The organism is Nocardiopsis dassonvillei (assembly GCF_964273065.1).
In the GTDB taxonomy this organism is placed as follows: Bacteria; Actinomycetota; Actinomycetes; order Streptosporangiales; family Streptosporangiaceae; genus Nocardiopsis; species Nocardiopsis dassonvillei_B.
Genome location: NZ_OZ186815.1, coordinates 2,179,247 through 2,198,401 on the forward strand (window position 1 = coordinate 2,179,247; position 19,155 = coordinate 2,198,401).

The window sequence follows — 19,155 nt, forward strand, 5'->3', positions numbered from 1 at the left end:
GGCCCGCACAATTCCTGCACTTCCACCGGTAATCGTCGTTCGGTTCGCCAGACTAACAAAGGTGGGCCGGGTTGGCAGACGAATCGGAGAAGCACCGAAAAAGCGACCTGCACATCACCGGTGACCAGGGGTGACGGGAACGGAACACCCGGCCGCACGGGGAAATATTGTTTGGTTTTGACATGATTTGTCTTAGTCAGGACCAAAGTCATTTTCCGGTCAGTGCTCTCATGGGACGCGCAACTCGTCGTCACCCGGCCTCAACCGGGGGGGCGTTCACCAGTGCCACGCGGTTCCCCCACGGCTGCACGTTCTCGTAGATGTCCTGGTGGGCCCGCCCGATGTCGTCGAATCCCACCACCGAGCTCACACAGGGGTCCAGCAGGCCGTTCTGCACCAGGCCGATCACCGCCCGGCAGTCCGCGGTGGTGGCGAAGTGCGAGCCCTGCAGGCGCTTGAGGCGCATCCACAGGAAGCGCAGGTCGATCTCGGAGCGGTACCCCGACGTCGCGCCGCAGGTGACCACCATGCCCTCGTTGTCGCACAGGTACATCGAGGTCGGCAGGGTGTCGGCACCGCTGTGCTCGAAGACGATCCTGGGGTTGCGCCGCTCCCCCAGGGCCTCCCAGAACCGGCGGCCGAAGGCGCGCACCCCGGCGAGCCAGGCGGTGTGGGCGGCGGTGTCCTCCTCGTCCGGCATCCGCCCCCAGTGGTCGAAGTCCGTGCGCAGGATGGTCCCGACCGCCCCCAGCTCCCGGCACACCCGTGCCCTCTCCTCGCTGGAGACCACGGCCACCGCCCGTCCGCCCGCGTTGCGGACCAGCTGGATCGCGAAGGAGCCCAGGCTCCCCGAGCCTCCCCAGACCAGGACCGGGTCCCCGGGGCGGACGGTGTGCGGGTGCCAGCCGAACAACTGGCGGTGGGCCGTGGCCGCGGCCGCCAGGAAACCCCCCGCGACCTCCCAGGGCATCCCCTCGGGCCTGGGGTGGCACTGGACGTCGCGCACCAGGCAGAACTGGCCGAAGGAACCGTGGTTGGACTCGTAGCCCCAGGCCCGCATGCTCCGCGACGCGGCCGGGTCCCGGCCGGTGCGGATGTCGTCGGAGCTCTCGTCCCAGTCCCCGGGGGAGAGGATCACGTGGTCGCCCACCGCGACCCCGCGCACCCCCGGCCCCACGGCCCAGACGATGCCCGCGCCGTCGGAGCCCCCGACGTGGTAGTCCTCCTCCTCGCCGGCCTTGCGGCGGGCCGCGACGACGTCGGCCGGACTGCCCAGGGAGGCCCACACGTTGTTGTGGTTGATGCCCGCGGCCATCGTGAGGACGAGGACGCGGCCGGGCCCGACCCGGGGCACCGGGACGACCTCGCGGGCGAAGGCCCGGAGGGGCTCGCCGTAGCGTTCGGGCCGGATCGTCATGGCGTGCATGCGCGCGGGCACATGCCCGGGCGGCGGCATCTCACCGAGGTCGTACAGGTCCTTGGTGTGCTGGGTCATGGCAGGGAAGCCCTTCCACATCCGGGGACCGGGGGCGCGGGACCGGTGGAGGTGTTCCGGTCCGGGGAGACGGGCCTCCGGCGTTCTCGGAGACTATCCCCGGACATGCGCCCCGACGGGCTTTTCGCCCCTTTCTCCACCAAGGTCAGGACTTTGGTCCTGGTGTTCGGTTCCGACCGAAAGCGGGGCGGACCCGCCAGGGTCCGCCCCGGGAGTCCCGGAGGTCACTCCCGCCTCCGGGCCCCTGTCACTCGACCGGACGCAGATCGCCCTGGATCAGCGACAGGATGATGTGGTTGTCCATGTAGATCTGGTTCTGCGCCGCCGGGTGGTCGTCGTCGAACTTCTCCACGCGGACCCCCTCCAGCGCGGGGGCCAGGTACTTGTAGGTCCAGATCGGGATGCGCGGCAGCAGCTCGTTGAAGACGATCGACATCGTCCGCAGGGCCTCGGTCTGCTCCTCCTCGGTCGGCGCGGTCTTGGCGACCTCGACCAGGGCCTCCAGGTCCACCTCGCCCTGGCTGGGGCTCTCGACCTTCAGGTCGAAGTCCTGGCCGGGGGTGTCCCCGGTGCGGGCGTTCTCCACGAGGAAGTTCATCTGGAAGGCGCCCCAGTAGGACGGGATCTCCGGGTTGCCCCAGTGGCGCACGGCGACCTCGAAGTCACCGGCGGCCCAGATGCCCCACGGGTTGTCGGCGGGGACGTTGGAAGCGGTGGTCTTGATGCCGAAGTCGTTCCAGGCCTCCTCGACCTGGGTGGCGGTGAGCTCGAAGTCGCCCCAGCCGACCACGCCGATGACCTCGAAGCTCGCCTCCTCGCCGTCGGGCAGCAGCCAGATCCCGTTCTCCTTGGTCCAGCCCGCCTCCTCCAGCAGCTCGGTCGCCCTGTCGTGGTCCAGGTCGTAGGTCTCGAACTCCGCCAGCTCGTCGGCGGTGAAGATCTGCTCGGCCTGCAGGTCGACCAGGCCCGCGTAGTGGTCGACGCGGCTGTAGGCGTCGCCGCGCGCGACCTGGCCGATCTGGTCGCTGTCCAGCAGGTGGGCCAGCGCCTTGCGGACGCGCACGTCCTTCAGCTCCGGCTTCTTCTGGTAGTTGAACATCAGGCCGCAGCCGTCGTACCCGGGGTGCTCCACCGAGCGCAGGCCCTCCACGCTCTGGAACGCCTGCTGGTCGGCGGCGGAGGTGGCCAGCGTGGAGTAGTCGACCTCGCCCTGCTGGATGAGCAGGGACGCCTGCCGGTTGTCCCCCTTGTGGACGATGACCTCGTCGAAGCCGACCTCGGTGCCCTGGTACCCGTCCTCGTTGCGGACCAGGGTGATGCGCGCGTCGGCGATCTGGGCCGGGTCGAACTTGTACGGGCCGCTGCAGATGATGTCGCCCGGGTCGAACGCGATGAACTCGGCGTTGAACTCGCCGTGCTCGTCGTCCCCTTGGCGGACCCCGTCGGCGACCATCGCGATGGCGCGCTCGCCGAAGTCGCCGTAGGTGGACTTGGAGAAGATGCGGTGCTTGACGACCTGGATCTCGATGCCGGGGAAGGGGTTGTCGAAGCGGGCCCTGACGCTCAGGTCGTCCAGCTTCTCCAGCTCGGTGATCTGCGGGAAGCCGATGGACCAGGACGGGGCCTCCAGGACGCGGATGGCGTAGTTCTGGTGCAGGTCGTCGGCGTTCAGGTCGGTGCCGTCGCTCCACTTCAGACCGGGGCGCAGGCTCACGATGAGGTCGTCGCCCTCCCAGGCGGCGTTCTCCACGAGCAGGTAGTCCCACTCGTGGGTCTCCCAGTTGTAGAACGCGCCCGAGGGCAGGAAGAGGTCGGCGTAGACCGAGTTCATGAGCAGCGCGCCGTCCTCCACGGCGACGTTGCGGGTCTGGGCGTCGACATCGAAGTCGAAGACGCCGGTGAACTGCCCCTTGACGGCGTCGGCCGCGTTGTCGCCGCCGGCGCAGGCGGACAGGACGCCGGCGCCCGCGACGCCGACCGCGCCGAAGCCGACGGCCTTGAGCAGCCGTCTGCGGTCGAGGTCCTGGAGGAGGGAGGGGCGGCTGGGGGTGGTGGTCATTCCTAGCGCTTCCTTTCGATGAGGACGGCGAGCAGTCCGAGGGAGAGCACGGTCAGGCCGATCACGACGGTGAGGACACTGATCACGAACTCGGCTGTGCCGGGGGGGTTCAGCAGGGCCGTGAGGCCGGCGGCCAGGGCGAGGAAGGCTCCGGTGAGGAGGCCGAAACGGCCGATGAGGAGCATCCGCTCACCCCTGGCCGACCACGTGGCAGGCGAGCAGTCGGTCGGGGCCGCGCACCAGCGGGGGGCGCCGGGCGTCGCACGTCCCCGGGGTGTGGAGGGGGCAGCGCGGGTGGAAGTCGCACCCCGGGGGCAGCGCGGTCAGGTCGGGGATGTCCGCGCTGCGCAGCCGGACGCGTTCCTTGGTCCGGGCCAGGTCGGGGTCGGGCTCGCAGACCGCGGAGATGAGCGCCCGGGTGTAGGGGTGCGCGGGGTCGTTGACGATCCGGGGGGTGGGGCCGTGCTCGACGACCTTGCCCAGGTACATGACGGCGATCTCGCCGTCCCAGGCGAAGTACTTGGCCACCGCCAGGTCGTGGGTGATGAACAGGAAGCCGACGCCCAGCTCGTCGCGCAGCCGCCCCAGGGTGTTGAGCAGGCTGACCCGGATGGACACGTCGAGCATGGAGGTGGACTCGTCGGCGATGATCACCTCGGGGTTCATCGCCAGGGCTCGGGCGATGGCGACCCGCTGGCGCTGGCCGCCGGACATCTGGTGCGGGTACTTGTCGAGGAAGTCCCCGGCGGGGGTGAGGTCGACCCGCTCCAGGAGTTCGGCGGCGACCCGGCGGGCCTCCCTGTGGTCGGCGACCATGCGGTGGCGGCGCAGTCCGGCGGAGACCGTGGAGTAGACGGTGCGGACCGGGTTGAGGGAGGCGTAGGGGTCCTGGTGGATGTACTGGACCGCACGCCGGAACGCGGACCGCTCCTCCTTGTCCATGGCGGCGATGTCCCGGCCGCGGAACAGCACGGACCCGGAGGTGGGGTCGGCCAGTCCGGCGGCCACCCGGGCGGTGGTGGTCTTGCCGCAGCCCGACTCCCCCACCAGGCACAGCGCCCTGCCCGGGCGCACCTCCAGGTCGACTCCGGCGACGGCGGGCACGTCGCCGCGCGGGCTCGGGAAGACCTGGTGCACGCCGCGCAGGCTCAGCACGGGGGCGGGGTCGGGCCCGGGAGCGGCCGGGGCGGCGGCTGCGACGGGTGCGGGCGCGGAGCGGTCAGTCACGGGTGGCCCCCTCGGCGGCGAGTTCACGGGAACGCAGGCAGGCGGCGGCGTGGCTGAGCCCGTCGCCGCGGGTGTGCAGGACCTCCAGTTCCGGGCGCCGCTCGCGGCACACGTCGGCGGCGTGCCTGCACCGGGGGGCGAAGGCGCAGCCCGGGGGCAGGGAGGTCAGCCCGGGCGGGCCGCCGGGCAGGGACTCGGGGACGACCAGGTCTCCGCTGACCGGGGGCACGGAGTCGATGAGCGCCGCGGTGTAGGGGTGGCGCGGCCGGTAGAAGATGTCGCGGGTGGTGCCGGTCTCGATGAGGCGGCCCGCGTACATCGTCCCGACGCGGTCCGCGAGCTCGGCGGCCAGGCCCAGGTCGTGGGTGATGAAGACCATCGAGAAGCGCAGCTCCTCGCGCAGCTCGGACAGGCGCTCGACGATGGCGCGCTGGGTGAGCAGGTCCAGGGCGGTGGTGGGCTCGTCCAGGATGAGGAGCTGCGGTTTCAGGGCCAGGGCCAGGGCGATGAGGACGCGCTGGCGCATGCCGCCGGAGAGCTCGTGGGGGAAGGCGTCCAGGACCCGGGCCGGGTCCAGCCGGACCGTCTCCAGCAGGGCGGCGGACTCCTCGCGGATCTCGGTGCGGCGGCGGGGGCGCCCGGTCTCGTGGGCGCGGAAGGTGTCGAGGAAGTGGTCCCCGATCCTGAGCACCGGGTTGAAGGCGTTCATCGCGCCCTGGAAGACCATGGCGGCCTCGTTCCAGCGGAACCGGCGCAGCTCCTCCTTACCCAGGGAGCGGACGTCGGCGGTGCGCCCGTCCTTGCGGCGGAAGAGGATCTCCCCGGCCGAGACGACGCCGGTGCGCGGCAGCAGCCGCAGCAGTCCCAGGCCCAGGGTGGTCTTGCCGCAGCCGGACTCCCCCACCAGGGCCATGGACTGGCCCGGGTAGAGGTCGAAGGAGGCGTTGTGGACGGCGGTGACCAGGGTGCGGCGGCCGGTGCGGTAGCCGATGTCGACGCCGCGGACGGAGAGCAGCGGCCCGCCGTCGGGGTCCGGTGCGGTACGGGAAGCGGTCACGTGGCTCACCTGTCCCGGAGTCGTGGGTTGAGGGCCTGCTCCAGGGACCGGGTCATGGTGACCAGGCCGATCTGGAAGAGCATGATCATCACCATCGGGGCGACCAGGAACGGCACGGCGCTGGGGACCAGGAAGGCGTTGTTGTCCCAGGCCTGCTGGATCATCAGCCCCCAGTTGGCCGCGGTGCTGGGCAGCAGGCCCAGCAGGTACATGCCGACGACGGCGTAGATCGCGTTGGTGATCGCGATGATGAAGTTGATGAAGATGTAGCCGGCCATGTTGGGCAGCACCTCGGCGAAGAGGATGCGCGCGGTGCCCAGGTCCTGGAGCCGGGCCGCCTCGACGAACTCGCGCTCGCGCAGGGTGAGCACCTGGGCCCGGATGGAGCGCATGAGGTAGGGCCAGGTGACCAGGCCGATGATGAAGGCGACGACCATCGGCGACGCGGTGCGGTAGAAGGACGCCACGACCAGCATCAGGACGATGAACGGGATGGTCATCGTGATGTCGGTGAGCTGGAGCAGGAAGTGGTCGACCCGGCCGCGCACGTACCCGGCGATCCCGCCCAGGGCCACGGCGATGGCGACGGTGATCAGCGCCGCGACGACACCGACCCAGATGGGTTCGCGGCCGCCCAGGACCAGCTGGACGAAGGTGTCCTTGCCCTCGTGGTTGGTGCCGAGCCAGTGCTCGGACGTGGCCGGCCCCCAGATCTTGGTGACGTCGGTGGGGTTGTGGGTGTCGATGAGGAGGGGGCCGACGAAGGCGAAGAGGAGGACGCCCACGACGATGCACAGCCCGACGAAGCCGCTGGTGCTGCGGGTGATGCCGTGCCAGATGGCGCCCCAGACCCCGGCTCCGCCGGGGGCGACGGTGCTGACTGCCATGGTCTCCTACTTCCGGATGCGCGGGTCGAGCCTGCTGTAGAGCAGGTCGGCGACGAGGTTGGCGGCCACCACACAGGTGGTGAGGACGACGAGGAGTCCCTGCAGGAGCGGGTAGTCGCGGTACTTGACCGCGTCCAGCAGCAGGCCGCCGACGCCCTTGTAGACCAGGACCTGCTCGACGAAGATCGCGCCGCCGACGAGGGTCCCGAAGCAGATGGCGATCTGGGCGACCAGCGGCAGGATGGCGTTGCGGCCGACGTAGGACACCGCGATGCGGCGGTCGCGCAGGCCCCGGGCCCGGGCGACCGTCACGTAGTCCTCGCTGAGGACCTCGGTGGTGGAGGCCTTCATGATGAGCATCCAGGTGCCGATGACGGCCAGCACGTAGGTGAAGATCGGCAGGCCGGCGTGGTAGAGCGCGTCGCCGACGAACTCGGCGGTGAACCCGGGCTCGACCCCGGGGCTGAGGGTGCCGCGCAGCGCGATGGGGTTGAACCAGCTCAGGTACATGCCGCCGCCGACGACCAGGAGCATCGCGATGAGGTAGTTGGGGATCGCGCCCAGCACCGAGGCAACGACGCTGAGGACGTGGTCGAGGAGGCGGTTGCGGCGGTAGGCCATGAGCATGCCCAGCGACAGGCCCAGGGTGATGGCGATGACGGTGCCGATACCGATGCTGAACAGGGTCCAGGGCAGGTAGGCGGCGATGGAGTCGGCGACGGAGAAGCCGGGCCGGTTGATGGTCATGCCCATGTCGAAGGTGAACAGGCCGACGACGAAGTCCCACCACTGCCGCCACAGGGGCGCGTCGGGGTCGTAGGCCAGGGAGTTGGCCGCGATGATCCGCGCCTCCTCCAGGCTCATGCCGCCCTGGGTGAGGCGGCCGGCCATGACGTCGATGGGGTCGCCTGGCATGGCGCGGCCGAGGAAGAAGGTCACGTTGGCGACGACGAAGACGACGACGATCGCTTTCCTGACCTTGACCAGGGCGTAGTGGCGCCAGATCCGCAGGGGCGCGGAGAGGGGGGCGCCGTCCCGGGTCGGCGCTGTGGTCCCGGCGTCCGGCTGCGGAGGGGAGGCCGCGATTTCGGTGGCCACGGGTCTCCTTCGAGCGGGGAGGTGGGGCTGTCGGAGAAAGGGGTCGGAGGGGCGGAAGAGCGTGGAGTGCTGGGGTCCGTTCTATTAGGAAAGTTTCCTAATAGAACGCCAAGGTAACCCGTGGAGTGTGGCGGACACCACCTTCGTGACCAAACGGCGTCCTTCGCGCGACGCGATCGGCACAGTAAAAGTCACTAAAAGTACACACAGGGACGAATCTCCGTTCATCCGCGTGGCCGGATCCGGCCCCTCAGCCCGATCCATGACTTTCGTGGGTGTTCGCCGCGAAACGGAGATACGTACTGTTACCGGGCCGATGCACGACTCCCCGGCGCCGCCCCGCGGCCCGGGCCGGAGCAGCAAAGGACCCCCTGTGCACAGAGCACCCCTACCGATCGCCGCGGGCGCACTCGTGTGCGCCCTGGCCCTGTCCCCCGTGGCGGCCTCCCCGGCCTCCGCCGCGCCCGCCGACCCCCTGGCCGTCTTCCACGAACAGGAGGTCCGCTGGGAGCCCTGCGGGGAAAGGCTCCTGGAGGGCCTGGAGTGCGCCCGGGTCGAGGTGCCCCTCGACTACGCCGACCCCGGCGGCGAGCGGGCGTCCATCGCGATCAGCCGCCACCGCGCCACCGACCCCGAGCGGCGGCGCGGCATCCTGCTGACCAACCCGGGCGGCCCCGGCGGAGCGGGCCGCTACATGCCCATCAGCCCGCGGCCCGACCTGGGCTTCGACTACGGGCTGGGCGACCAGCGCGTCACCGAGGTGTACGACGTCATCGGGATGGACCCGCGCGGCGCCGGAGCCTCCACGCCCCGCCTCGACTGCGGCCGGGGCCTCCCCCTCCCGCCCCCGCGTCCCGACGACGACGGGTTCTCGGCCCTCACCCGGGAGGCCATCGCCGTCCAGCGTGCCTGCGAGAGCGCGCACGGCGACCTGATCCCGCACATGACCACGGCGAACACTGCGCGCGACATGGACGTGGTCCGCGCCGCCCTGGGCGAGGAGAGGACCTCGTACTACGGCGTGTCCTACGGGACCTATCTGGGAGCGGTGTACGGGAGCCTGTTCCCCGAGCGGATGGACCGCAGCGTCCTGGACTCCTCGGTGACCCCCGACGGCATGTGGCGGGGCGTCTTCACCCGGCAGAACGAGGGCTACCGGGCCAACGTGGAGCGGTACACCGCCTGGATCGCCGAGCGCCACGACGTGTACGGGTTCGGGCCCACCCCCGGGGAGGTGCTGGCCACCGTCGAGGAGACCCGCGCCCGGCTGGAGGAGGAGCCCAGGTACGACGTCCCCGGGCTGCCGGAGGGAGTGCCCTTCACCGCGGACGACTTCGACTTCTACTTCGGCTCGGCCTCCCGGTACCAGAGCCTCTGGGACCTGCTCGCCGCCGAGCTGTGGCTCTTCGTGCACGACGTGCCCTTCCCGGAGTACGAGCTCCCCGAGTTCCCCGACCCGGAGGTGGAACTCTCCAGCGACTCCCTGCTGATGGCGGTGAGCTGCGAGGCCGAGTGGCCCTCGCGCCTGTCGGACTACTACGCGGACATGCGGGAGGCGCGGGAGTCCAACCCGTACGGCATCGGGGCCATCTGGCACTCCCCGCAGCCCTGCACGTTCGCCTCGCGGGGACCGGCCGAGCCGCTGGTGGAACTGGAGCGCGACGGCTACGCCGCCGGGCTGGTGATCGCGGCCGAGTACGACGCCAACACCGTCTACGAGGGCGGCCCGCTCATGGCCGACCGGCTCGGCAACGCGCTCGTGACCGTGACCGACGAGGGCGGCCACGGGTTCTACGGCGTCCCCGGGCTGGACTGCGTGACGGCGGCCGTGGACGCCTACCTGGTGGACGGCGCCGCCCCCGGGGACGCGACCTGCCCCGGGCTGCCCCGGCCGCAGGACGCCCCCTCCCCCGCGCGGGTGTCCGGGGAGGCGGGCGGAGCCGTCGCCGAGATCATGGCCGAGCGGGAGGACCCGCCGCCGGTGCGGCGGCCCGGCCTGGGCTGACCCGGACACGGGAACGGCCCGCGCCGCCGGTGGGCGGTGCGGGCCGTGCGGGGGAGGGTGTCCTACCGGTTGCTGCCGGCCAGGGTCCCGGTCGTGTCGACGTCCGGCTCGTAGATGAGGCACAGCACCTCGCGGTCGCCCGCCTCCCAGCCGGCCGCGGTCGGGAAGAGCGGCAGGACGTACAGCGAGGAGGAGTAGTAGTCGACGCCGACGAAGGGCTCGAAGGCCTCCTCGCACAGCTCCTGGGCGGAGTCCGACACGGAGGTCTCGCCGGGGTAGGCGCCCGAGTCCTCGATGTTCTCGACGTGGTAGACCTCGTAGACGTGCGGCTCGGCGCAGTCGATCTTGGGCACCGAGGAGATCTCGTCCTCGCCCTCGCCGAACTCGGTCAGGCAGTCGCCGAGGAAGATGTCGAAGACGTCGGTGTCCTCGGGGTCGATCGGGACCTCGGGGGTCTCGACGGGGGTCTCCTCGGAGGTCGCCTCGGGGGTCTCGACCTCGGGAGCCGGGGTCACCTCGGCACCCGGGCGCAGCGCCGGAGGCAGCAGCATCTCGGGGCTGCACGCCGTCAGCGACAGGGCGGCGCCGACGACCAGGGGGCCGAGCACGAGGCGACCGTACGGCGAACGGCGCATTTCCGACAACATGGCGACTCCACAGGGGTTCTTCGTTACGTGCCGCCGACGGACCCGGCGACACCTATCCAGATGCGCGGGGGACGGCCGCGGTTCCCGGTCTGACCGGAAAAATCCCGGTCCGCCCGTTGCGGACGGACCGGGCGGGGGCTAGCGGGCGGCGCCGGCCAGGGAGCCGGTGACCATCTCGCCGTTGGTGACGACGATGCAGACGATCTCGCGGTCGTCCGCCAGGGTCCAGCCCTCCTCGATCGGCAGGAGGAAGGTGTAGAGGAGTTCCGACTCCATGTAGGCGATGCCGACGAACTCCTCGAACTTGGACTCGCAGATCTCCTCGCCACTGGTGCTGAGGGAGTCCGCGCCCGGGTAGTCGCCCTCCGGCAGCACCTCGATGTGGTAGACCTCCGAGTCGTGCTCCTCGGCGCAGTCGACCGTCGGGACCTGGCTGATCTCCTCGGCCTCGAAGGAGGCGTCCATCTCGGCCTCGGTGAAGCAGTCGCCCACCTCGAGCTGGAAGACATCGTCCTGGCCGCTCGCGGCGCCCAGCAGACCGGTCACGGCGCCGCAGCCGGTGAGGGCCACCGCGGCGGTGCCGGCCAGCAGGGACAGGCCCAGAGCACGGGGGAAGACGGGGGAAAGGGACATGGGGATACTCCGGAAATGATGGGGAAGGGCCGACCCGAAGCGGCGGCGGAACAACATTTCACCAGGTCGGGGCCAGCGTCAACCCATTTGTGAGGTATGACCTTGAATGTGGGGGAACCGGTACAGAGGGATCCGGTTCCGCCCTCCCCGGGGCAGAGGGGATCGCGGTACAGCACAGCACGGGACCACGACATTTCGCCGTCCCCGGGGATGAGAGAGGCCCCTGGTCCGTGACCAGGGGCCTTCCCGCTGTGTGCGTCATCAGGGACTCGAACCCCGAACCCGCTGATTAAGAGTCAGCTGCTCTGCCAATTGAGCTAATGACGCCCGTCTTCGCGCGACCCGCGCCGCGCTGCGACCTCATCGATGCTACCGGAACCGCCGTGCGGCTCCGCGCCGTTCGGCCCGTGATCCGGGCCACCCGGACGACCGGGAGGAACGCGACGTGATCGACCCCGGTGGAAGGTCGGACCTTCTGCCGGGGCCGTTCGCCGTGCGTCATCAGGGACTCGAACCCCGAACCCGCTGATTAAGAGTCAGCTGCTCTGCCAATTGAGCTAATGACGCCTGTCGTTCCGGTGCCGACCCTGCGGGCCGTACCCCTCTGCGACGTCGTTAACTCTAGCAGGACTCACGGAGTGGTCGCGAACCGTTTGTCCGGTCGCCCGCGCGGGTCAGGAGAAGGCCAGGACCAGCGCGACGACGATCGCGACGGCCGCGACCACACCGACGCCCGCGAGGACGATCGGCAGGACGGGGCGACGCTCGGGAGCCTCGGGCTCGGGGTTCTCGTCGACGAAGCGCTGGAAGTGCTGGGTGGCCCCGGCGGGGTCCATGTTGGAATCGTTGTTCTGTGTCATGGGGTCGACACTAGCGACTCATGTGACCCGAGAGCACCGTTGTCAACGAATTCGGGCGATATGACAAGCCCCCGCCACCGTTCACGCCGGTGAAAGGCGAACGTAAGAGGCAGCGGCCAGACTCGTCCCGGCGGGCCGCAACGACCGGTACTTCCCCGCGGCCGCGGCGGCCCCCCGGGCCCGGCGCGCGAGCACGCGGCGACCCCGTGCGCGGACCATGCGCCGGGTCCGCCGACACACCTCCCCCGGCCGCGCCACCGGCGCCTTCCCGCACCTCGGACGGGAAACCCGAGGTCCGCGGGCTTCGGTACTTGCCGCGGAGCCGACCGCTTGGAATCCTGGATTCTCCCGCTTTTTCCCTTCCGCGCGTTGACTCTGCACCAAGACCGAAAGAAACTTTCCTCCATGGCGCACATTCCGAAGCCCACGGAAGACCGCGTGGAATCGGGGATTCCACAGGTCCCCACCACCGTGCTCCGCATCCGTTCGCTGCTGCCCTCGCTGGCACCGGCCGAGCGCCGGGTCGCCCAGCGCATCATCGACGACCCCGAACGGGCCGCGGCCTCCTCCATCACGCAGCTCGCCAAGGACTGCGCCACCTCCGAGGCGACCGTCATCCGCTTCTGCCGGACCATCGACTTCAGCGGGTACCGGGAGCTGCGGCTGGCGCTGGCCACCGAGGCCGGGCAGGCCCGCGGGGCCAGGACCACGGGGGCGCCCGAGCCCGACGGCGACATCAACCCCGACGACACCCTGGTGACGGTGGTACAGAAGATCGCCTTCACCGACGCCCGCGCGGTCGAGGAGACCGGGGCGGCCCTGGACGTCGACGTGCTGCGCACCGTCATCGACACGATGTCGGCCGCCCGGCGCATCGACGTGTACGGGGTGGGGGCCAGCGCCTTCGTCGGCGCCGACCTCCAGCAGAAGCTGCACCGGATCGGGCTCACCTCGTTCGCCTGGTCGGACGCGCACGTGATGCTCACCAGTGCGGCCCTGCTGGACGAGCGCGACGTCGCCATCGGCATCTCGCACAGCGGCGCCACCATCGACACCGTTCAGGCGCTGACCGAGGCGGGACGCCGGGGTGCGCGGACCGTGGCGATCACCAACTTCCCGCGCTCCCCCATCGGCTTCGCCGACCACGTGCTGACCACCGCGGCCAGGGAGACCACCTTCCGGTCCGGGGCGACCGCCAGCAGGCTGGCCCAGCTGACCGTGGTGGACTGCCTGTTCGTGGGGCTGGCGCAGAGCCGGTACGCCGACAGCAGGGCGGCCCTGGAGACCACCGCCGAGGCGGTGCGGGGGCTGCGCATCAACGACGACCGCAAGCGTCGCCGGGGCCGGCCCGACGACAGGACCGACGACGACCGACCGTGAGACGCCGACCGGGTTCTGGAGGCCCCGAGGAGACGTCCTCCAGGAGGATCCCGTGGCCGCAGGCCGCCCGTTGAGGGCGGTGGTGGGCGACGGGCGGGCAGGACCGCCGGCCGCAGGCCGCCCGTTGAGGGCGGTGGTGGGCGACGGGCGGGCAGGACCGAAGCGAGCACCGCCCCCGGCGGCGGGCCGGGGAGCGGTCGGGAAAGGAAGGGCAGCGGGTGCGGACCGAACAGGAGAGCGCTGTGGAGCATGACGGCGGGGATCGGGCCCCGGACGAGACGGTGATCGTGCGCGCCCCCACCGAGGCCCGCAACCCCCGCACCCTGGACATCGACCGGCTGTCGGCCCTGGACGTCCTGCGGCGGATCAACGCCGAGGACGCCACCGTGCCCGCGGCGGTGGAGGCGGCCCTGCCGGACCTGGCCCGGGCCGTCGAGCTGGGGGTGGCCGCCCTGGAGAGCGGTGCGGCCATCCACTACTTCGGCGCGGGCACCTCCGGGCGCATCGCCGCCCAGGACGCCGCCGAGCTGCCGCCCACCTACGGGATCCCCCCCGAGTGGGTGGTGGCCCACCACGCGGGCGGCGGGGCCGCCCTGGTCCGCGCCGTGGAGGGCATCGAGGACGACTGGGAGTCCGGGCGCGCCGACGCGTCGGAGCTCACCCCCGGGTCCCTGGCGGTCGGGCTGGCCGCCAGCGGCCGCACCCCGTACGTGGGCGGCGCCCTGGAGGCGGCCCGGGAGCGGTCCGCCGCCACCGTGCTCATCAGCGCCAACCCCGGCGCCCCGCTGGCGGACCGGGTGGACGTGCACGTGGGCATGGACACCGGCGCCGAGGTGATCGCCGGGTCGACCCGGATGAAGGCGGGAACCGCCCAGAAGCTGGCGCTGAACGCGTTCTCCACCGCCGTGATGGTCCGGACGGGGCGCACCTACTCCAACCTCATGGTGGGTGTGGACGCCTCCAACGGGAAGCTGCGCGGCCGGGTGGTGACGATCCTGGCCGAGGCCGCGCAGGCGGACGAGGAGTCCTGTGCGCGGGCGCTGACCGCCGCCGACGGCGACACCCGGACGGCGCTGGTGTCCCTGCTGGCCGGGGTTTCCGCCGCCGAGGCCCGCACCGCGCTGGACGGCGCCCGGGGCAGGGTCCGCGACGCCCTGGCGGCCCTGGCCTGAGCTACCTCCCGTCCTCCCGGGCGGCGGCGAGGGCGTCGTCGACGGCGGTCTCGTAGCGGCCCAGGAAGGTGGGGTCGGGCCGGAGGAGCACGGTGCCCAGGGCGGCCACCGCGGCGGGGACCTCACGCGCCCAGCCGTACGCGGTGGCCGTGGCCCGCTCCCCCGCCGCCGCGTCGGCGACGCCGACCGCGTCGATCCCCGCCGCCCGGCACAGGCGCACCGCCCGGGGCAGGTGGAAGTCCTGGGTGACCACGGTCGCCTCGGTCACCCCGAACACCTCGCGGGCGCGCACGCACGACTCCCAGGTGGAGAACCCCGCGTAGTCGCCCACGACCCGGTCGGCCGGGACCCCGGCGGCCACGAGGTGGTCGCGCATGGTGTCGGTCTCGTTGTAGTGCTCCACACTGTTGTCGCCGGTCACCAGCAGCACCTCGACCCTGCCCGAGAAGTACAGCTCGGCGGCCAGCTCCAGCCGCCGGGCCAGCAGCCGGGTGGGCAGGCCGTCCTCGCGCACCCCGGCGCCCAGGACCAGGGCGACCGGGCGCCCGGGCACCTCGGCGGCGGTGCCGTGGCGGTGCTCCGCGGTGCCGGCGACCACCCACGCGAACGGGGCGAACGCCGCCGCCAGGGCGAGCACGGACAGCAGGAGCAGCAGGCGTCCGCGGCGGCGCCGGGGGCGCTCCGGGGCGGTTCCGTCGGAGGTCTGCGCGGAGGCTTCTTCGGAGGTCGTCACACCCGGGGAGACGACCGGGGGCGCCCCCGGGTTCCGCCCGGCGGGCGTCGGCCGTCACCGGTGTGCGCTCGGTGGCGGGCGTCACTAGGGTCATCCCATGTCTTCACACCCCGAGAACCCGGAACTCCCCGCACGGCTGCGCGCCCTGGCCGACCTCATGCCCGGGGCCATGCGCGAGGGCGCGGGCATGCACGAGTACGACGGCCGGATCGCCGACCTCTCCCCCGAGGGCGTCGCGGCCTCCCTGGCGGCGCTGGGCGGCGACCCGCTGGAGGACCCCCACGACGAGGCGCACCTGGCCGCGTTCGAGGCCGACGCCCGGTACGCGCTGGGCGAGGCCCTGCTGCACCGCTCCAACCCGCTGTACCACCTGGGCGAGCTCGACGTCTCCAACTACGACCGGGACTACGCGCCCGGGGCCGAGCGGCGGGCCGCCCGCGACGCCCACCTGGCGCAGTGGCCGCGCGGGGTGGACAACGCGGTCGCCGCCCTGGACCGGGTTCCCGCACCGGTGGCGCGCTCCCTGGTCGGCGCCGTCCGGGGGCTGGCCGAGGGGCTGCCCGGGGACGTACCCGCCGAACTGCGCGCGACCGCGCTGGCCGCGCACGCCCGCCTGGTCGCCCACGTGGAGCGGGCCGCGGAGGAGGGGCCCGAGGACGCGTCCCTGGGCGCCGAGGGGCTGGCCCGCCTCATGGGGACCGGGGAGGCCCTGGCGGTCGACCCGGAGGAGCTGGCCGGACGGGCGCGGGAGGAGCGCGACCGGCTGCGCGCGCGGCTGGCCGAGGCGGTCGGCCGGATCGCCCCCGGCGAGGAGGCCATGGCGGCGGTCCGGAAGCTGACCGCGCGGGGCCCCGACGGCGCGGGGGTGCTCGACGCCGCCCGCCGGTGGACGGAGCTGGCCCTGGAGTTCACCGCCGAGCGCGGCCTGGTCCCCTACGGCGACGGCGAGTGCCGGGTGGACCTGTCCCCTCCCGCCCACCGCTGGGCCACGGCGATGATGTCCTGGTCCGGCCCCTGGGAGGCGGACACCCCGTCGTTCTACTACATCACCCCGCCCGACGACGCCTGGGACGAGGCGGAGACCGCCGAATGGCTGGAGATGTTCAGCGACACCACGCTGCCCGCGGTGAGCGTGCACGAGGTGGCCCCCGGCCACTTCTCGCACGGGCGGGCGCTGCGGCGGGCGCCGGGCCCGGTGCGGCGGGCGCTGCACTCGATGGCGTTCGCCGAGGGGTGGGCGCACTACGCCGAGGAGATGATGCTGGAGGAGGGGTTCGGGGCCTACGCCGCCGAGCGCTCCGGCGTGCGCGGGTGGACCGCCGACCACTACGAGGTCGGGGTGTGGGTGGAGGCCCTCATCCGGGTGACACGGCTGTCGGTGGCCATCGGCATGCACACCGGGGCCATGACGGTGGAGGAGGCGGCGGCACTGTTCTCCGAGGACACCCCGCTCCAGGGCCCGGCGGCGCTGTCGGAGGCCCGGCGGGCCACGTTCGACCCCACCTACGGCCGGTACACGTGGGGCAAGCTGGAGATCCTGCGGCTGCGTGAGCGGGCGCGCGGGCAGTGGGGCGCGGAGTTCTCCCTCAGCCGGTTCCACGGGGCACTGCTGGACCTGGGCTCCCCTCCGCTGGGGCTGATCGGCACCGCCCTCGAACGCGGTTGAGCCCTGTTCCCCGGGCACGGCCCCGGCCCGGAAGGGGGACCGCCCGGTGCGGCGGAGCGCAGGCACTCCACCGCACCGGGCCCCGGGGACGGGGGTGACGCGGTCCGGCGGGCGGGGTCAGCGGCCGCCGCCGAACAGGCGGCCGAGGAACCCGCCCTGGGCCTGCTCGGGGCGGGCGGCGGGCTCCGGAGCCGGGGCGGGCTCGGGCTCGGCCTCCACGCCCACGGAGGCGCGGAACTCCTCGGCGTCCTCCGGCAGCCCCCAGGCCGCCAGGACCTCCCGGAACCCGGAGTCCTCCCAGGCCTGGGCGGGCAGCTCCGCGATCGCCCACAGGACCTTGAGGGTCTCCTCGTCGTAGTCGGCGTTGAGGTGCTCCTCGACGGTGAAGCCCTGGGTTCGCGGCCCCAGGACCAGTTCCAGCCCCGCCGCGGTGACCAGGGCCCGGGAGTCCTCCTCGCCCTTGATCAGCCCGGGCAGGATGTCCAGGCGCAGCCGGCGGGCGCGGTCCCCGGCCCGGCCCAGCGCCAGGAAGCCCAGGACCTGGGGCGAGCGCTCGCCGCAGTGCGGCCACGACTCGTTGAACAGGCCCTCGTAGCCGCTGGTGGTACCGCCACCGCGGCCGATCCGGCGCAGCGCTTCGCGCGGGGTGTTGCGGCCGTGGATCATCACCAGCGCCACCGAGGCGGCGAAGGAGTTGTACAGGTTGCCCCCGGCCATCTGGTGGGTGAGGGCGACGGTGAGGTCGATGTCGTCCGGCCCGGCCAGCGCGCCGAGGGCGAACAGCTCCGCGGGCAGCGGCTCGGATCCTCCGACCAGGGCCTGGTCCATCATGTCGCGCAGGCTGGCGGGGGCCTGGCGGGTGGGGCGCAGGTCCTTGGCGAGCAGTATCTCGGAGGCGCCGGTGATGCCCGCGACGATCCGCTCGGCGTCGGGGGTGAGGAAGGCCAGCAGGTAGGAGACCCACTCGCCCGCCCGGTCCAGGCCGCCGCGGTTGCCCGGGCCCTTGAGGAGCTCCAGGAGGTCGGGGACGCGGGCGCGGATCGCCTCGAAGGTGTCGAGCTCGGCCTGGAGGACGGCGGCGCCGCCGGGCAGCTCCAGCACCGCGAGGCGGTTGCCCATCCGGCGGCGCTGCTGCTCGTCGGGGGCCTCCTCCACCCAGGACCGGTACTGCGCGAGGGCCTTCTCGGTGTCGGTGGAGGTGATCCAGGCCACCTCGTCGCGCCACTGGTCGAGGTCGCGGGGCTCGGGGAACAGGTCCTCGGCGTGCGCGGAGACCAGTTCCAGCAGCAGGCTCAGGGGGCGCCAGCGGTCGGTGGCGGGGGTCTGCGCGGAGCAGGCCGCGTCGACGAGGAAGTCCACCGCCCGGGGGGCCGCCGTGTGGCCGGGGGCCGGGAACCCGATGATGTCGTGCAGCTCGGAGAGGGCGGTGTCGCTCCGGGTGACCTCCGCCAGCAGGGAGGCGATGCGTTCGCCGCCCTCGGGGGCGAGGGCCGCCCAGTCCACGCTCGCGGGGTCGTCGTGTGCGTCGTTCGGGGTCGCGTTCATGCCACCAGTATCGCGGCGGTCAGGGTCCGGTCCGGGCGGGGGCGGGCCGCAGGAGGGCGTCGCGCAGGGCCTTGACCGCGGCCCCGGCCTCGCGCGCGTACCCGATGACGGTGGAGCGGCGGCGGGCGCCCATGCTGGGGTCGCCCACACCCACGGCGTCGATCCCGGCCGCCCGGGCCAGGGCGACGGTCCTGGGCAGGTGGAAGGACTGGGTGACCATGGTGGCCGCGCGGACCCCGAACAGGTCGCGGACCCGCACGCAGGTGTCCCATGTGCGGTAGCCGTGGGGGTCCGCGTCGATGCGGTCCGCGGGCACGCCGCGGGCGACGAGGTAGGCGGCCATGGTGTCGGTCTCGCGGCGCGACACCTCGCGGTTGTCGCCCGAGACGATGACGCGCTCCACCCGGCCGTCGAGGTACAGGCGCACGGCCAGGTCCAGGCGGCGGGCGAGCAGTGGCGAGGGGCCCTCGGCCCAGGCGGCCGCGCCCAGGACGACGGCGACCGGCCGGTGCGGGACGGTCCGTGGTGTCCGCAGGCGCCCGGCGGAGGCCGCCGCCAACCAGAGGTAGGGGCTCAGCGCCGCCGCGCACACCCCGGCCGCCACGATCCACACCGCCACCGCTGCCCCCGTCCGTTCAGGCGCCCCGGCACGGGGCGCACCCCATGATCGCAGCACGCGGGTCCTCCCGGT

17 protein-coding genes and 2 tRNA genes are annotated in these 19,155 nt (G+C 72.5%); 4 read left to right on the forward strand and 15 right to left on the reverse strand.

Going from position 1 to position 19,155, the window contains the following annotated elements:
* Positions 1-250: 250 nt before the first annotated feature.
* From ccrA to ACSUPR_RS09610, 7 genes are all read right to left on the reverse strand, one after another.
* A complete protein-coding gene (ccrA, locus tag ACSUPR_RS09580; RefSeq protein ID WP_436890798.1) occupies positions 251-1,495 on the reverse strand; it encodes a crotonyl-CoA carboxylase/reductase in 1,245 nt (414 codons plus the stop codon).
* Between the two features lie 247 nt (positions 1,496-1,742).
* Positions 1,743-3,554, reverse strand: coding sequence for an ABC transporter substrate-binding protein (locus ACSUPR_RS09585; RefSeq protein WP_436890799.1), 1,812 nt, complete (start codon positions 3,552-3,554; stop codon positions 1,743-1,745).
* 2 nt (positions 3,555-3,556) lie between these two features.
* Complete coding sequence (locus ACSUPR_RS09590) at positions 3,557-3,739, reverse strand: hypothetical protein (RefSeq protein WP_436890800.1); 183 nt, start codon at positions 3,737-3,739, stop codon at positions 3,557-3,559.
* Positions 3,740-3,743: 4 nt separating this feature from the next.
* On the reverse strand, positions 3,744-4,781 hold the full coding sequence (locus ACSUPR_RS09595) for an ABC transporter ATP-binding protein (RefSeq protein ID WP_436890801.1): 1,038 nt from the start codon (positions 4,779-4,781) through the stop codon (positions 3,744-3,746).
* Positions 4,774-5,847 carry an ABC transporter ATP-binding protein gene (locus ACSUPR_RS09600; protein WP_436890802.1) on the reverse strand — a complete coding sequence of 358 codons (1,074 nt, stop codon included), beginning with the start codon at positions 5,845-5,847 and terminating at the stop codon, positions 4,774-4,776. The genes ACSUPR_RS09595 and ACSUPR_RS09600 overlap by 8 nt, the downstream gene beginning before the upstream one ends.
* The gene (locus ACSUPR_RS09605) at positions 5,844-6,725 is read right to left on the reverse strand and encodes an ABC transporter permease (RefSeq protein WP_436890803.1); all 882 of its coding nucleotides are present in this window, start codon (positions 6,723-6,725) and stop codon (positions 5,844-5,846) included. The genes ACSUPR_RS09600 and ACSUPR_RS09605 overlap by 4 nt, the downstream gene beginning before the upstream one ends.
* A 6-nt stretch (positions 6,726-6,731) precedes the next feature.
* A complete protein-coding gene (locus ACSUPR_RS09610) occupies positions 6,732-7,823 on the reverse strand; it encodes an ABC transporter permease (protein ID WP_436890804.1) in 1,092 nt (363 codons plus the stop codon).
* 373 nt (positions 7,824-8,196) lie between these two features.
* On the opposite strand from ACSUPR_RS09610, the gene ACSUPR_RS09615 reads away from it, so the two are divergent.
* Positions 8,197-9,828: an alpha/beta fold hydrolase gene (locus ACSUPR_RS09615; protein WP_436890805.1), complete on the forward strand. Its 1,632-nt coding sequence runs from the start codon at positions 8,197-8,199 to the stop codon at positions 9,826-9,828.
* A gap of 62 nt (positions 9,829-9,890) precedes the next feature.
* Here the strand turns inward: ACSUPR_RS09615 and ACSUPR_RS09620 are convergent, their stop codons facing one another.
* From ACSUPR_RS09620 to ACSUPR_RS09640, 5 genes are all read right to left on the reverse strand, one after another.
* Positions 9,891-10,436, reverse strand: coding sequence for a septum formation family protein (locus ACSUPR_RS09620; protein ID WP_436890806.1), 546 nt, complete (start codon positions 10,434-10,436; stop codon positions 9,891-9,893).
* Positions 10,437-10,613: 177 nt separating this feature from the next.
* Complete coding sequence (locus tag ACSUPR_RS09625; RefSeq protein WP_436890807.1) at positions 10,614-11,108, reverse strand: septum formation family protein; 495 nt, start codon at positions 11,106-11,108, stop codon at positions 10,614-10,616.
* 254 nt (positions 11,109-11,362) lie between these two features.
* A tRNA-Lys gene (locus ACSUPR_RS09630) sits at positions 11,363-11,435 on the reverse strand.
* Between the two features lie 167 nt (positions 11,436-11,602).
* Positions 11,603-11,675, reverse strand: a tRNA-Lys gene (locus tag ACSUPR_RS09635).
* A 107-nt stretch (positions 11,676-11,782) separates the two neighbouring features.
* Positions 11,783-11,968 carry a hypothetical protein gene (locus tag ACSUPR_RS09640; protein WP_436890808.1) on the reverse strand — a complete coding sequence of 62 codons (186 nt, stop codon included), beginning with the start codon at positions 11,966-11,968 and terminating at the stop codon, positions 11,783-11,785.
* Positions 11,969-12,373: 405 nt separating this feature from the next.
* On the opposite strand from ACSUPR_RS09640, the gene ACSUPR_RS09645 reads away from it, so the two are divergent.
* Together ACSUPR_RS09645 and ACSUPR_RS09650 are read left to right on the forward strand one after the other, a co-directional pair.
* Positions 12,374-13,348, forward strand: a complete 975-nt coding sequence (locus ACSUPR_RS09645; RefSeq protein ID WP_436890809.1) for a MurR/RpiR family transcriptional regulator — start codon at positions 12,374-12,376, stop codon at positions 13,346-13,348.
* A 218-nt stretch (positions 13,349-13,566) separates the two neighbouring features.
* Positions 13,567-14,520: an N-acetylmuramic acid 6-phosphate etherase gene (locus tag ACSUPR_RS09650; protein WP_436890810.1), complete on the forward strand. Its 954-nt coding sequence runs from the start codon at positions 13,567-13,569 to the stop codon at positions 14,518-14,520.
* Between the two features lies 1 nt (position 14,521).
* On the opposite strand, the gene ACSUPR_RS09655 is transcribed toward ACSUPR_RS09650, so the two are convergent.
* On the reverse strand, positions 14,522-15,253 hold the full coding sequence (locus ACSUPR_RS09655; RefSeq protein WP_436890811.1) for a SanA/YdcF family protein: 732 nt from the start codon (positions 15,251-15,253) through the stop codon (positions 14,522-14,524).
* Between the two features lie 97 nt (positions 15,254-15,350).
* Between ACSUPR_RS09655 and ACSUPR_RS09660 the strand changes: the two genes are divergently transcribed.
* Positions 15,351-16,919: a DUF885 family protein gene (locus ACSUPR_RS09660; RefSeq protein ID WP_436890812.1), complete on the forward strand. Its 1,569-nt coding sequence runs from the start codon at positions 15,351-15,353 to the stop codon at positions 16,917-16,919.
* Between the two features lie 117 nt (positions 16,920-17,036).
* Here the strand turns inward: ACSUPR_RS09660 and ACSUPR_RS09665 are convergent, their stop codons facing one another.
* Together ACSUPR_RS09665 and ACSUPR_RS09670 are read right to left on the reverse strand one after the other, a co-directional pair.
* On the reverse strand, positions 17,037-18,464 hold the full coding sequence (locus tag ACSUPR_RS09665; RefSeq protein WP_436890813.1) for a hypothetical protein: 1,428 nt from the start codon (positions 18,462-18,464) through the stop codon (positions 17,037-17,039).
* 19 nt (positions 18,465-18,483) lie between these two features.
* Complete coding sequence (locus ACSUPR_RS09670) at positions 18,484-19,083, reverse strand: SanA/YdcF family protein (protein WP_436890814.1); 600 nt, start codon at positions 19,081-19,083, stop codon at positions 18,484-18,486.
* Positions 19,084-19,155: the final 72 nt, after the last annotated feature.